Annotated in this window: 12 protein-coding genes; 5 read left to right on the forward strand and 7 right to left on the reverse strand. The window is 71.3% G+C overall.

What is annotated here, in order from left to right:
• Nucleotides 1-516: a hypothetical protein gene (locus BJ993_RS22860; protein ID WP_179651443.1), complete on the reverse strand. Its 516-nt coding sequence runs from the start codon at nucleotides 514-516 to the stop codon at nucleotides 1-3.
• A 54-nt stretch (nucleotides 517-570) separates the two neighbouring features.
• Nucleotides 571-2,070, reverse strand: coding sequence for an LVIVD repeat-containing protein (locus BJ993_RS22865; RefSeq protein WP_179651445.1), 1,500 nt, complete (start codon nucleotides 2,068-2,070; stop codon nucleotides 571-573).
• 186 nt (nucleotides 2,071-2,256) lie between these two features.
• Here BJ993_RS22865 and BJ993_RS22870 point away from each other — a divergent pair, with 186 nt between their 5' ends.
• Nucleotides 2,257-3,186 (forward strand): hypothetical protein, encoded by a 930-nt coding sequence (locus BJ993_RS22870; protein WP_179651447.1) that lies wholly within the window; start codon nucleotides 2,257-2,259, stop codon nucleotides 3,184-3,186.
• Nucleotides 3,187-3,194: 8 nt separating this feature from the next.
• On the opposite strand, the gene BJ993_RS22875 is transcribed toward BJ993_RS22870, so the two are convergent.
• From BJ993_RS22875 to BJ993_RS22890, 4 genes are read right to left on the reverse strand one after another with little or no spacing between them, the layout of a single operon-like run.
• Nucleotides 3,195-3,848 (reverse strand): SDR family oxidoreductase, encoded by a 654-nt coding sequence (locus BJ993_RS22875; RefSeq protein ID WP_036545992.1) that lies wholly within the window; start codon nucleotides 3,846-3,848, stop codon nucleotides 3,195-3,197.
• Nucleotides 3,849-3,876: 28 nt separating this feature from the next.
• Complete coding sequence (locus tag BJ993_RS22880; protein WP_179651449.1) at nucleotides 3,877-4,827, reverse strand: hypothetical protein; 951 nt, start codon at nucleotides 4,825-4,827, stop codon at nucleotides 3,877-3,879.
• Between the two features lie 19 nt (nucleotides 4,828-4,846).
• Complete coding sequence (locus tag BJ993_RS22885; RefSeq protein ID WP_036545995.1) at nucleotides 4,847-5,953, reverse strand: NAD(P)H-dependent flavin oxidoreductase; 1,107 nt, start codon at nucleotides 5,951-5,953, stop codon at nucleotides 4,847-4,849.
• The gene (locus BJ993_RS22890; RefSeq protein WP_179651451.1) at nucleotides 5,953-7,605 is read right to left on the reverse strand and encodes an acyl-CoA synthetase; all 1,653 of its coding nucleotides are present in this window, start codon (nucleotides 7,603-7,605) and stop codon (nucleotides 5,953-5,955) included. The genes BJ993_RS22885 and BJ993_RS22890 overlap by 1 nt, the downstream gene beginning before the upstream one ends.
• Nucleotides 7,606-7,651: 46 nt before the next feature.
• On the opposite strand from BJ993_RS22890, the gene BJ993_RS22895 reads away from it, so the two are divergent.
• The 4 genes from BJ993_RS22895 to BJ993_RS22910 all read left to right on the forward strand — a co-directional run bounded on the left by BJ993_RS22895 (nucleotide 7,652) and on the right by BJ993_RS22910 (nucleotide 13,554).
• Nucleotides 7,652-8,464, forward strand: a complete 813-nt coding sequence (locus BJ993_RS22895) for a crotonase/enoyl-CoA hydratase family protein (RefSeq protein ID WP_179651453.1) — start codon at nucleotides 7,652-7,654, stop codon at nucleotides 8,462-8,464.
• 48 nt (nucleotides 8,465-8,512) lie between these two features.
• Nucleotides 8,513-9,220, forward strand: a complete 708-nt coding sequence (locus BJ993_RS22900) for a type III secretion system chaperone family protein (RefSeq protein WP_179651455.1) — start codon at nucleotides 8,513-8,515, stop codon at nucleotides 9,218-9,220.
• A gap of 141 nt (nucleotides 9,221-9,361) precedes the next feature.
• Nucleotides 9,362-13,105: a hypothetical protein gene (locus tag BJ993_RS22905; RefSeq protein WP_179651457.1), complete on the forward strand. Its 3,744-nt coding sequence runs from the start codon at nucleotides 9,362-9,364 to the stop codon at nucleotides 13,103-13,105.
• Nucleotides 13,093-13,554: a hypothetical protein gene (locus BJ993_RS22910; protein WP_179651458.1), complete on the forward strand. Its 462-nt coding sequence runs from the start codon at nucleotides 13,093-13,095 to the stop codon at nucleotides 13,552-13,554. The genes BJ993_RS22905 and BJ993_RS22910 overlap by 13 nt, the downstream gene beginning before the upstream one ends.
• Here the strand turns inward: BJ993_RS22910 and BJ993_RS22915 are convergent.
• On the reverse strand, nucleotides 13,535-14,155 hold the full coding sequence (locus BJ993_RS22915) for an HAD family hydrolase (protein ID WP_179651460.1): 621 nt from the start codon (nucleotides 14,153-14,155) through the stop codon (nucleotides 13,535-13,537). The genes BJ993_RS22910 and BJ993_RS22915 overlap by 20 nt on opposite strands.
• Between the last annotated feature and the right edge of the window lies 1 nt (nucleotide 14,156).

The following is a 14,156-nucleotide window of genomic DNA, read 5'->3' on the forward strand; positions in this document are numbered from 1 at the left end:
CTACTCGTCGTCGCAGTGGTCGAGGGTCGAGCGGTCCTCGACGGAGCCGTCGGCGACGACGACCTGGTCGGCGTCGAGGTCGCGCAGCTGGTCGGGCGTGAACGAGACCTGGCTCGCCTCGGCGTCGGCGCCCGAGTCGGACGCGTTCAGGACATAGGTCCGGCCGTCCTCGAGCTCGGGCGCCTCGGGGCCGGTCCAGCCGTCCTGACGGCCGTCGAGGGTCAGCTCCACGGTGCCCGTCCGTCCACGGTCGGCCCGCCACGTGCCCAGGACCGGGTTCGGCTCGTCGTCATCGAGGCCGGTGCGATCGCCCAGCAGCTCGATCGTGTCGACCTCGCCGTCGCAGACCCGGACGACGGCCACCGCCCGGCCCTCGTCGTCGACGCCGATGCCCGCCCAACCGACGATCTGCGCGTCGACGGAGTTGCCGCAGGCGGTCAGGGCCGTGCCGGTGACGGCGAGGAGGACGGCGAGGAGGACGGTGCGGACGGGGGTACGGCGCTGGGTGGTGTTCATGAGCCCGATCGTCGAGGCTGGGAGCTCCGTGCGGTTGAGTACGGCTGCTCAGAATCAGGGCAGCAGGGCTGCCGCGCGGCCCCGCAGACCCACCGCGAAGAAGCCCTCGTCGGTGTCGGTGTACCAGACCTGCCGGCGGGCGATGTCCCACGCCGGCTGCGACATCGCCGAGGCGCCGTCGGGACCCGGCTGGTTGAAGTAGCCGACCTCGCGCGGGTGGGCCAGGTCGGAGATGTCGAAGAGCCGGAGCCCGGAGCCGATCATCGAGCAGGCCGCGATCCGGGGGTTCGAGCGCGTCGGCACCGAGCAGTAGTGCCCGGTGTAGCTGCGCACGATCGACGACGCCCCGGGGTCCTTCATGACGTCGGCGCGGATCGCCGGGTCGTGCACGTCGAGGCGCACGTTGGACACGACGACCGGCGCCCGCGGGTCGGTCACGTCGATGATCCGGGCCGCGCCGACCGGGCTGGTGGCGGAGTTGAACTTCGTGATGTCGCCGAACAGGTCGCTGAACTCGTCGACCTCGAAGACGTAGCGCCGCGCGCCGCGGACGAAGGGCTCCGCCACCTGCGGGATCGACGACTCCTCCCACGTGAGCCGCGAGAGCGTGCGGATCTGCGGGTTGGCGCGGCGGTCCTGGACGTCCGACACGTCGAGGATGTCCAGGCCGGCACCGTCGAGGAAGTTCGCGTCGCGGCCGCTGGGGCTGCCGATGTTCGCGACGTACATGGTGCGGCCGTCGCCGGACAGGCGCAGGCCGTGGTAGACCACGCCCGTCTTCGTCTTCAGCGTCCGCGGGCGGCGCGGGTCCGTGAGGTCGACCGCGGTGAGGGTGAAGCCGGCCGCGCCGGCGGTCCAGAAGGTCTTGCCGTCCGGGGCGAACCCGCTCTCGTGGCCCATCACGCCGGAGAGCGTCGTGGACATGAGGCGCGGCTTGCGGCAGTCGCGGCTGACGTCGTACACGTCGAGGACGCCGGGCGCCGTGGCCAGCGTGCCCATCACGGCCGCGAGCAGGCCCCGCTTCTGGTTGACGAGCAGCGACTCGTGCGGCTGCAGCATCGCCGGGGTGATCAGGTTGGCCGTCCTCACCGGCTTGGCGGGATCGGTCATGTCGAGCACGACGACGCCGAGCCCGGCACCTCCGGTGAGCAGGCCGGGGACGTTGAGGCCGACCATCAGCGCCGAGTCGTAGTAGGCGCAGGTGCGGCCGGTGACATCGGTGTACCGCTGCACCTTGAAGCCGCCCGAGCCGAGCACGGAGCGCTTGCCGTGGTGGCCGACCTGCACGGTGTTGCAGCGGTAGCCCCGGGCCGCGCGTCCGGACTCGTAGTCGGCCTTCGGGACGCGGCCCTGCTCGGCGGTCTCGGTGAGGTCGCCGGCCGCGCAGGTCGCCTCGGGTACGCCGCCGAGCGGCAGCTCGGCCTGGGACGACCCGGCCGTGACCACCGCGCCGCTGACGACCAGCGCCGCGGCGGCACCGGCGAGCAGCAGCCGCCGTACAGCGTGCTGGGAACGCCCCGCCGGCGGAGCGTCGTGAACCGTCTGGTCTGCCATCTCGACCCCCATGTCGCGTCCGGCGCGCCTCCCGCCGCCGGGTCGGGCCCACCCTGACACGGTGACGACGGTCACGTCGACCGTTCCGAATGACGGTTTGCCGAAAACCGGTCACGGGAGCCGCGGCGTTGCTGCACCATGGCGGCTGACCCGCGGAGGGCGGGTCGCTGCAGGGATCGGGAGCACATGGACGACGTACAGCAGGGCGGGCAGCCCGACGAGGACGGATCGGGTCCGGCGGACACCGCAGCACCGCTCCGCAGGCGACGCTGGGCGCTCGCCAGTGCGGGCCTCGCGACCCTCGCGGCGGCCTCCACGGGACTCGCCCTCGCCCTGACGGGCGGCGACGGGGGCGCAGGTGCCTCGGCCGACGAGCTGCCCTCACCCCGGTCGATCACCCGCGACGGAGTCACCTACGAGGTCGGCCTCATCTCGCCTGCGGCCGCGGCCCTCGACCCGGACGACCCGAAGGCCGTGACCGTCTACGTGTTCGCGGGTGAGAGCGCGGAGCAGCCCGAGTGCTCGATGCTCGAGCCCCGGGCGCGGATCGTCGAGCAGACGTCGAGCGCCGTCCGGATCGCCACCTACGTCTACCGGGTCCCGATCGAGGGCGACGAGTCGATCTCGTGCGGGTTCGTCACCAGCACGCCCGGCGCGGACTACCGGGCGATGACCATGCACCTCAGCGAGCCGCTGGGTCAGCGTCGCCTCGTCGACGAGCAGTCGGGCGAGGACATCGGCCATCTCGAGCACGACTACGAGCCCACCCCGGGATGGCTGCCGAGCGGCTTCGCGCCACGGGACCGCGACCCGATGCTGGATCTCTACTCAGGATTCACACCGGAGGGCGACTTCCGCGTGAGCCGCCAGTACGTCCGTGGCCGCGACGGCTTCCTCGATGTCGACGTCCGGTCGTCCACCGGCTGCTGCGAGATGGGCGACGCGGTGTCACACGCCGACGTCGGCGGCCACGAGGCGACCATCACCGAGAACGACTACCACCGCTGCGTCAGCTGGTCGCCCCTGCCCGGCATCGTCACGGACGTGTGCTCCACGATGACGTTGCTGCCGGCCGACGACCTGCTCCGCGTCGCCCGTAGCGTCCCGGAGCCCTGAGCGACGGCTCAGCCCTCGTAGGCGATCTCCGGACGCCAGTCGGACTCGTCCTGGTCGATCGCGGCCCGCAGCGCCTTCGCGACGTTGTCGGGCGCGAACGGACCCTCCTTGGCGAGCATCCCGCGCACGGTCACGGACACCGCACGGATCCCGTCGCCCGCGAGCGCGGCGTCGATGCTGCGCACGAGGTTCTGGAGGCCGGCCTTCTGCACGCCGAGCGATGCCGCCCCGAACCACGGCTTGTCCGCCGCCATGCTGCCCGTGGCACTCAGCCGGCCACCCGGTCCCATGAACGGTCGCGCCGCCTGGAGGAAGGTCAGCAGCGCCCCGACCCCGAGCCGGACGTCCTCGAGCAGCTCGTCGGGCGACAACGACAGCGGGTCCTTCTCCCGGTACGCCGAGGGGTTGAAGTGCAGGACGTCGACGTGCCCGAGCTTCTCCGCCATCCGGGTCACGGCCGCCCGGGTCGCGACGTCGTCGGTGAGGTCGGCCACGGCGGTCTCGGCGGACCCACCGGCCGCCTCGACCTGGTCCGCCAGCGTGGCCAGCACTCCCTGGTCCGCGCCCAGCAGGCCGACCGTCGCGCCCTCGGCGGCGTACAGGCGGGCGAGCGAGCCGCTCACCCCGGGTCCGGCTCCGGCGATCAGGACGTTACGGGTCATGACGCCAACCTAGTGGGGCCACGCCTGCTCAGCCGAGCGGGCCGACCCCCGAGGGGACGTCGGGGTCGACGGTGAAGCTGGGAGGCAGGCCGCGCTGCCGGCCCGGCTCGAGCACGCCAGCGCGCCGACCCAGCCGCATCGCGGCCACCTTCGCCGCCGGGAGCAGGCCGTCCTCGCGGGTCGAGCGCGGGACCCGGCCGAGCCGGTTGCGCAGGTAGTAGTTGGCCGTCCAGAGGTGCTCGCGGCGGACCGACGCGGCCGTCCAGTGCTCCGTTGACAGGGAGACGTTCATGCCGCCGACGTTCTCGACACGGTGCGGGCTGTTCTGGGGCCACCACGCGACCTGACCGGGCTCCAGGTCGAGGACGGCCGCATGCTCGTCGTACGCGAGCTCGAAGGGTAGCTCCTCCTCGGTCTCCCCGGCGACCAGTCGCTCGAGGTTCTGGTCGCTCACGAACCGCTGGGCACGCGGGTACACAAATGCCCGCTTGCGCCCCCGCAGGTGCCACAGCAGGTTCGGCTGGTTGTCGGCGTGGTAGTAGACCATCGCCGCCGGCGAGGACAGCAGCAGCGTGGCCGAGGTGCGGACGGGGGCGAACCCGGGCACCAGCTCGCGGATCCCCGCATAGAGCTCGTCGACGAGGCGCGCGATCTCGGCATCGTGGCGGTGGACGCCGACCAGGTTGAGCCACAGGTGGCCGCGGGCGACCACCTCGAGCAGCTCCTTGCCGGGCAGGTCGGTCTCGGCGCCCCGCCGCCAGTCGTCCGGCCGGGCCGGGTCGTCGCCCATCGTGTAGGGGTGGACGATCGACCTCGGCAGCCGGTCGAGCAGGTCGGCCAGGGCGTCATCGGTGAACAGCGGCTGCTCGTGCAGCCGGTGGCGCGCTAGGTGCGGGCGGGCGCCGAACGCAGCGATGTCGTCGAAGCCCCACGGGAGGAGGGAGGAGTCGGTCACGTCGTACTGGTGCGTCCGGTACAACGAAAAGATCCTCGCTCCGTCAGATTCCTGCGATCCCGTCCAGCTTCTTCACCGTGTCCTCGAACTCCGCCACGAGGTCGGCCATGACCTCGGCGACGGGGCGCACCTCGTTCATCCGGCCGACGATCTGGCCGACGGGCATCGAGATGACGTCCGGGTCGCCGGAGGCGTTGATCCGGTTGTGCGCGTCGGCCACGAGCAGGTTCTGCAGGGGCATCGGCAACGGAGCCGGAGCGCCCTCCTCGGCCCAGGCCTCGGTCCACTTCGTCTTGAGCAGGCGAGCCGGCTTGCCGGTGTAGATGCGCGTGCGCACCGTGTCGGACGAGGTGGCGCGCAGGAAGGCCGTCTCCCAACCCTGGTTGGAGGCCAGGTTGCGGTACTCCTCGGTGCCGAGCCAGATGGAGCCGGTCCACACGCCCTGCGAGCCGAGCGCGAGCGACGCCGCGATCTGGCGGCCCGAGCCGATGCCGCCGGCACCGAGCACCGGGACGTCCGGGCCCACCGCGTCGACGATGTCGGGCGTGAGCACCATGCTGGCGATCTCGCCGGTGTGGCCGCCGGCCTCGTAGCCCTGGGCGATGATGATGTCGACGCCGTTGGCGACATGGCTCTGCGCGTGCTTGGGCGCCCCGGCGAGCGCGGCGACCTTGAGGCCCGCGGCCTGGCACTCGGCGATCACGTCGTTGGGCGGCGTGCCGAGGGCGTTCGCGATGAGCACCGGGCGGTGCTGCAGGGCGACGTCGACGTGCGAGCGGGCCATCGAGTGCAGCCAGCCGAGCACGCCCTCGCGGCCCTCGCCCTCCGGGAGCGGCGGCACGCCGAGCTTGAGCAGCGTCTCGTCGACGAACTTCTTGTGCTCCTCGGGGATGTACGACGACAGGTCGGCCGAGGTCCCCTCGGTGGGCACCTTCATCGGCATCACGACGTCGACGCCGTAGGGCTTGCCGTCGGTGTTCTCGTCCATCCAGGTGAGCACCCGGTCGAGCTCGTCGGGGTCGTTGAAACGGACGCAGCCGAGGACGCCGAGGCCACCGGCGCGCGACACGGCCGCCGCGACGTGCTCGGACGGGGTGAAGGCGAAGATCGGGTACTCGATGCCGAAGGCATCACAGAGGGGGGTGCGCATCAGGCGTTCGCTCCTGCGGTGGTGTCGGACTCGGTGCCGGACTGGCGGGCGGCGAGGGCCATCTCCTTCGCCTTGGGGTACTGCGCCTTGCCGGTCGCGTTGCGCGGGATCTCGGGCACGATCGTCAGCGCGCGCGGCAGCTTGTAGCCCGAGAGGTGGGCGCGCAGGAAGGTGCGCAGCTCCTCGAGCTCGACGGTGTGGCCGGGACGCTCCTCGACGACGGCGGCCACGGTCTGGCCGTACTTCTCGTCGGGGAGGCCGACCACCAGGACGTCGTACACGCCGGGGTGGGCCTTGATCGCCTGCTCGACCTCCTCGGGGTAGACCTTCTCCCCGCCGGTGTTGATGCAGTTCGAGCCACGGCCGAGCAGGGTGATCCGGTTGCCCTCCTCGATCCGGGCGTTGTCGCCGGGGATCGAGTAGCGGACGCCGTCGATCTCGATGAAGGTCTTCGCCGACTTCTCGGGGTCCTTGTAGTAGCCGACCGGGACGTTGCCGGAGCGGGCCGTGCGGCCGATCCTCCCGACGTCCTTCACCGGGTCGAGGATCTGGTTGTCGTCGCCGAGGATGACCGTCGTGGGCGGGATCGAGACGACCGGCCCGTCGGTGGACAGGGCGCTCGCGTCCTGCAGGCCGGTGCCCTGGAAGCCGGTCTCCGAGGAGCCCACGGAGTCGGTGAAGACCGCATTCGGGAAGTGCTTCATCCAGCGCTCCTTCACCGACTTCGAGAAGATCGCGGCGCTGGAGGCGATGGCGAACAGGGTCTGGCCGTCGAAGCCGCCGGCCTCGTAGGCGTCGATGAGCGGGACGGCCATGGCGTCACCGGTCATGAAGAGCATCTGCACGCCGTGCTCGTCGACGAGCTCCCAGGTGCGCACCGGGTCGAACTTCGGCTCGAGGATGGTGACCTGGCCGGCGAACAGGTGCATGAGCAGCGACGCCTGCGCACCGCCGTGCATGAGCGGGCTGAGCGGCAGGGTGACGAGGCTGTCCTGGAGCGCCTTCTTCGACTGGTCGTACTCCTCGAGCGGCTCGGCCGTCATGAAGTCGATGCCACCGCCCAGCACGCGCCAGAAGTCCTCGTGGCGCCACATGACGCCCTTCGGGAAGCCGGTGGTGCCGCCGGTGTAGATGATGTGGATGTCGTCGGGGCTGCGCTCGCCGAAGTCGCGGGCGTCCGACTGGCCGGCCACGGCCTCCTCGAGGGTGACCCCGCCGAAGGGCGCGAGGTCGCTGGCGTCGTCGGGCTCGAGCGGGTTCGGCACCGCGATGATCGCCTTCATCGGCGCGACCTTGGGCGTCACCTCGGCGACCAGCGGGGCGTAGACCCGGTCGTGGACCAGGCCGACCAGGTCGGCGTTGTCGAAGAGGTACTCGAGCTCGCCCGCGACGTAGCGGTAGTTGACGTTGATCGCCACCGCCCGCACCTTGAGGATCGCGATGAGGGCGATGACGTGCTCGATGCTGTTCTTGGCGTAGAGGCCGACGTGGTCACCGGTGCCGATGCCCTGGGCCTGCAGGTAGTGGGCGAGCTTGTTGGACTCCGCCTCCAGCTCGGCGAAGGAGATGACGCGGTCCCCCACCTGCACGGCAGGCTTCTCCGGGACGGCGTCGACGGCGTGTTCGAAGAGATCGGCGATGTTCAGGGCCACGACGCGAGACTAGAACACGTTTCACTTTTTCGCTAGCGTGGTTCACATGTCCGCGACCGACGCCCCCGTGCGCACCACCCCCGACTGCCTCGTCGAGCAGGACGGGCACAAGCTGATCGTCACCATGAACCGCCCCGAGCGACGCAACGCGCTGTCCAGCGAGATGCTGCGGATCATGGAGGACGCCTGGGACCGGGTGAACGAGGACCCGGAGATCCGGGTCTGCATCCTCACCGGTGCCGGTGGCTACTTCTGCGCGGGCATGGACCTCAAGAAGGCCGACGAGAAGCCGCCGTCGGAGAGCTTCGAGGACGGCAGCTACGACCCCACCGTGATCAAGGGCCTGCTCAAGGGCTTCCGGCTGACCAAGCCGCTCATCGCCGCGGTCGAGGGCCCCGCCATCGCCGGCGGCACCGAGATCCTGCAGGGCACCGACATCCGGGTGGCGGGCGAGTCGGCGAGGTTCGGCGTGGCCGAGGCCCGCTGGTCGCTGTACCCGATGGGCGGCTCCGCCGTCCGGCTCCCCCGCCAGGTCCCCTACACCGTCGCGGCCGAGCTGCTCCTCACCGGTCGCACCCTCGGCGCCCCCGAGGCGAAGGAGCTCGGCCTGATCGGCCACGTGGTCCCCGACGGCGAGGCGCTCGCGAAGGCGCACGAGCTCGCCGACATGATCGCCGCCAACGGCCCGCTCGCGGTCCAGGCGATCCTCAAGACGATGCGCGACTCCGAGGGCAAGCACGAGGAGGACTGCTGGGCCGACGACGCCAGGATCGGCGCCGCCGTGTTCTCGTCCGAGGACGCCAAGGAGGGCCCGCGGGCGTTCCTCGAGAAGCGGAAGCCGGAGTTCAAGGGCCGCTAGCGTGGGTCCCGTGGTTCGGGCGGGCCCGGCAGCGGGAAGGAGGGCGGCATGGACGTCGTCCTCCCCCTGATCCTGTTCGGGTTCCTCGGCGCGGTGACCCTCGGCGTCCTCGTGCTGGTGCCGGTGCTGCTCGTGCAGGCGCACCGGCGGGCCGTGGAGCGACGCGCGGGGCTGGCGGCGTACGCGCAGGCACGGGAGTGGGAGTACCGGCCCCAGGACCCGGCCCTCGTGGGCCGCTTCCACGGCGCCCCCTTCGGTCGGGGCCACGGCCAGCGGGCCGTCAACGTCATCCTCGGCCGGTACGACGGCCGGGCGTTCACGGCGTTCGACTACCACTACGTGACCGGCAGCGGTGACGAGCGACGCTCCCACGACTGCTCGGTGATCGCCCTCAACCTCGGTGTCACCGCGCCGGACCTCGCGGTCGGTCCCACCACCACGCTGCGGCGCTGGGTGGACGCGCTCACGGGCCGTGACATCGCCATCGGCGACCCGCCCTTCGACGACTTCTTCACCGTGCACTCGCCGTCACCGGAGTTCGCGCGCGACGTCCTGCTCTCCGACGTCCGTGACGTCATGCGCCACCACCCGACCCTGGCGTGGCGGATCGCGGGCGACTCCCTGCTGGTGATCCGGCCGGGCGGGCACACCCCCGCCGACGTCGACGCCACCTTGCAGGCGATGGGCGCGTTGCTGGACCGGGTCCCGGAGCACGTGTGGCACCGGCTGGACCCGCGACGCGAGCAGGAAAGGTAAAGACTTCGCCATTCCGTGGCGCGCGGCCCCCGACAGGAAGATAGTGATCATCGCCACTTCCTGCTCTGCTCCCAAACCCCCCCATTGGCAGGTGAACTCGTGCGCGCTCGGATGCTTTGTGCTGCCCTCTCCGCGACGGCGATGCTGACGGTTCTCGTCAGCCCGACGTCCGCCTTCGCCGAGCCCGGAGACCCGGGCTCCTCCTCGACCGTGCGGTGCGCGAGCCCACCCGGGACCGACGGCGCGACCGCGGAGAACCGCGACCGCTTCGTCGACCTCTGGTCCGCCCGCTTCCGCGACAACGCGTGGCGCAAGGACTTCGTCGCGCTCAAGGCCGTGCCGGCGGACATCCTCGCCGAGGGCTTCCACTCGCTGCCGGAGCCGACGCAGCTGTGGCTCAGCGCCTGCCTCCTCGAGGACATCCTCGCGTCGTCGCACGAGTCGCCGACCGCACAGGAACGGGAGACCTACCTCGCGGGGGTCGCGCTGGTGATCTTCGGCAAGGAGGGCACGCGGGAGCTGCGCGAGGAGCTCAACGAGCCCGCGCCACCGGCGCCCGCCGACCTGCCCCCGGTGAAGCGTGACCTCACCGGCCAGGCACTGGACGAGGTCGCCGGCGACCTCGCCGAGGAGCCGAGCCTGACCTCCGCGAAGCAGCCGCGCGTGAGCGTCGCCGCCCCGACGACGCGGACGTCGAGCAACATCACGGCCGGCGCGCCGGGGGCCTTCCTCGACGAGCTGACCGCGCTGCCCGCCGTACCGCTGGTCCTGGACGCGCTCGACGCGCTCCTCCAGGAGGTCAGCAAGGTGCAGGGCACCCTGTTCACGTTGCCCGTGGTCAACCTCCTGTCGCCGCTCTTCTACAAGATCTGCGCCGAGTCGTCGACCATGGAGCTGTCCTGCAGCGTGTCCGTGCCGATCGGCGTCCCGGTCCCGGCGGACGTGACCGGCGACAAGCTGCCCGACGTGCTCGCGCAGCTGAACCCGATGACCAACCTCGTCGACGTCGGCGCCCGGTTCTGGGTGCAGCGGCTCAACACCACCGGCGGTCCCCTGCCGGCCCACGTGTTCGCCGTCTACGACACGCCCGTCGTGAAGAAGCGCGTCGCCGTCGGCATCGACGGGCGCGGCTCGACCCTGGGCTGGAACAGCACCGCGAAGCTGACCCTGAAGAACATCGTCAAGGCGATCACGGGCGACATCGAGGTCGCCGCCAACGTCAGCACCAACCACCCCGGCGCCACCCAGGCGATCACCTTCGGCGTGAAGTCGCTCGTCGCCGGCGCGCCGGGCGTCCCGGCCACCGAGCAGGACCCGCTCACGGGATCCGTCCAGATGAGCCCGTTCCCGACCACACTCGACGTCGGCGCCCGGATGACCCACGGCAGCACCCGGAGCCAGGACACGATCACCGTGTCCACGCCGACCCCGACGAAGGTCGACGCCGTGATCGACCAGGCCGTCGACTCAGGCACCACGGACAGCAACCGCCGGTTCACCGCGACGGTCGACAAGCTCCCGACCGACGTCCGCATCGACCTGGTCCGCCAGGGCACCCGCCAGGACGTCACCTACAAGGCCAGCGACGAGATCGGCTTCGTCCAGGCGACGGACACCACCACGCCCGACACCAGCAAGCCGGCCGAGGTGGACCACGCCGTCTACCAGGTCCACGGCGTGCCGAAGGAGGTCGGCGTCGCCCTCGACGGCAACCGGATCGTGTACGACGCCAGCGACACCATCGACAAGGTCTACGCCGGCGTCGAGCGGATGGACGGCGACACCGTCACCGCCGAGGTCGTCGACATCCCCGACCACGCCGAGGTCCTGTTCGACGGCAAGAACGCGATCCTCGACTGGGACGCCTCGGCGGCGATCACCAGCGCCTCCGCCGCCGCCCACCTGACGGCGAAGACCCTCGACATGGACCGCGACTTCGACGCGGGCCTGACGATCACGTCGATCCCGGCGAAGTGGAACGCCAGCTGGGCGAACGGCAACGTCCTGTTCGAGGCGCCGGAGGGCGGCATCGGGTCGATCACGGCGCATGTCACCAACCACGAGGACTACCAGACCCTCGCCGGCGACCACCTCAGCGGTTACTACGACGAGGCCTCCGGCGACCTGGACGCGAGCCTGCGGATCAGCAACCTGCGCCGCGCGGCGTTCACGAAGCTGGCCGACACCGGCAACGGCGGCGGCTTCGAGGCGGGCCTCGACATGGGCGACAAGGGCGCGTTCTCCTTCGCCGGCGAGGTCCACACGGCCCAGGGCGACCTCCAGGCCACCGGTGGGTTCACCAAGCTCCCGTCCGAGATCACCCTGCGCAGCGAGGGTGGCCACATCACCTACACGGGCAGCACGAACCCCGACCTGACGCTGTCGGTGGCGGCCGGCAAGAAGGCGGCCCTCGCGGCGACGCCGGTGCCCAACCAGGTGCACGGCGTGGCGGTCCGCGACGGCGCGAGCGGCGCCGACAAGGCGGTGCGGGCGAAGGTCTACCTGACCGGCCTGCCGACCGGGCTCGACCTCGACTCGACGACCGGCATCTACACCGTCACGGGCTACCACCCGACGATCGACAAGCTCGTCGTCGACGCGGTGCTGACGGCGCTCACCCCCAAGCCGCTCAGCCTGCAGCTGCAGCAGGGCGTGCCGACGGCGGAGCCGGTCGACTTCACCTTCGGGCCGATGACGACCCGAACCGAGCCGGACGGCAGCCGGACCATCGGCATCGACTACGTCACGAGCCAGCCGCTCGGCGCGCTCCTCGCGAACGCGCGCTACGACAACACCGACGAGGCACAGCTGTCGATCAGCGCGATCCCGGAGACGATCGGCGTCGACGCCTCGTTCGGCGCCGACACCAAGACCGTCAACGTCGCGATGAGCCGCGGGATCGACGACATCACGGCGTCGTACAAGCACGTCGGCGACGCCGACTTCGCGGCGTCGGTGCACCTGCACGACGTGCCGAAGACGGTCGACCTGACCATCGGCAAGAAGACCACCGCGGGCGGCGGCACCACCGTCGACGCCCCGGTGTTCACGATGGAGGCCGAGAAGCCCGGCCTCGACATCGACGCGTTCGCGTCGGCCCGCATCACGGACCCGGTGGACGCGTCGGCCGCGGTGACGCTGACGGTGACCGACCTCGGCCAGCTGGTCACCGCCGACCTCGTCGGAGCTCGCCTGCACATCACGTCGAGCCCGGCGACCGCCGAGTTCGCCCTCGAGGCGGCCGGGCGGGTGCAGAAGGACATCTCGCTCGACTGGGGCAGCGGTGAGGACGGCAAGACCGGGTTCTTCCAGAACCGGGGCAGCCTGGCGGTCGACCTGAAGATCAACCGGGTCACCCTGGGCCTCACGGCCTTCTCGGACGTGAACCTCCGGCTGGGCTTCACGACCGGCCTCGACGGTAGCTTCGGCAGCTTCACGTTCGGCCAGGACAGCGACCTGACGGTCGAGCTCGAGGACGAGTTCTCGGTCTTCATCGACTGGCCCGACCCGCTCGGGTCGGACACCTTGTCGATCGTGAAGATCCCGCACCTGCGGATCCCGTTCGGCAACGTGGTCCCGCAGTGGCACATCAACGAGAACGTGCAGGCGCGCGCCTTCCACCTCCCGATCATCCACTTCGGGATCGCGGACTGCGGGGTCTCCTTCGACGTGCGGCCGGCTCCGGGCTACACGACCCCGGGCAACACGTTCACGCTGCCCCAGCCGACCGGCGACGGCACGAACACGCCCGCCTGGCTGATCACGCCCGACATCAACCTGCTCGGGTTCTCGCTGCCGAGCTTCGGGCTGGACATCATCGCCTACTTCCTCTCGCCGTACGGCAACAACATCCACCCATACCCGGAGTGCCAGTGGCTCGTGTAGAACCCGCCACCGCCACGCGCCGACCCGCGGCTCTCCTGCTGGGCCTGCTGGTCGCGCTGGCGGTGGCCTCCGGGTGCAGTGACGACACCGACCCGCCAGAGGCCGACCCGTCGGCCCCGCTGAGCGACGTCACCGTCGACTGCGACCGCTACGAGGACACGGCACAGCGGATCACCGACGCGCAGACCGCCCTGTACGACGGCAAGGACTCCCCCGAGGACGCCACGGCCGTCGACGACCTGGTCGGCGAGCTCGAGGCGCTCGAGGACGACGCGCCCGACGACGTCGACGCCGCGCTCAACGGACTCGCCGACGGCTTCCGGTCCGCGCAGGAGCTCCTCGCGGATCCGGAGGCGGCGGACCCCGGCGAGCTGTCGGCGCTGTCGGCCGCGCTGGCCGAGGACAGCCAGGCGGTGACGGCCTGGATCCTCAGCCAGTGCGAAGGCTGAGATGGCCTGAGAGCCAGTCGGGGAAGTCCTCGAGGCTGTCGAGCACGGCGTGCGTGCCGGCCGCCCGCAGCTCCCCCGCCGTGCATCCGCCGGTCAGCACGGACACGCCGGTGACGCCGGCGGCCAGGGCGCCCTCCACGTCGTGCACGTGGTCGCCGACGTAGACCGAGGCGGCCTCGCGGCGCAGCACGTCGGCCTTGCCGACGCCCCAGACCCACCCCTCGAGCACGTCGACGTCGAGCCCGGTGTGGTCGATGTGGAGCTGGGCGTTGGGCGCGTACTTGCCGGTGACCACGACCACCCGGCCTCCGAGCCGTCGTACGGCGGCGATGGCCTCGTGCGCGCCGGGGAGGACCGGCACGGTGGTGATCGCGTGGTCGGGGTAGAGCGCGCGGAAGCGCTCGCCGGCGGCCGGGATGCGCTCCGGCGGCAGGTACGGCGCGAGCAGCATGTCGAGCGGGGGCCCCAGCCGACGGGTCATCTCCTCGACCGGGAACTCCACCTCGAGCTCGGCGCCGAGGGCCCGGAGCACCTGTTGGAAGCCCGGAGCGGTGTCGATGAGGGTCAGGTCGAGGTCGAACCCGACGACGAGGTCCGGCATG

Source organism: Nocardioides aromaticivorans (assembly GCF_013408525.1).
Taxonomy (GTDB): Bacteria; Actinomycetota; Actinomycetes; order Propionibacteriales; family Nocardioidaceae; genus Nocardioides; species Nocardioides aromaticivorans.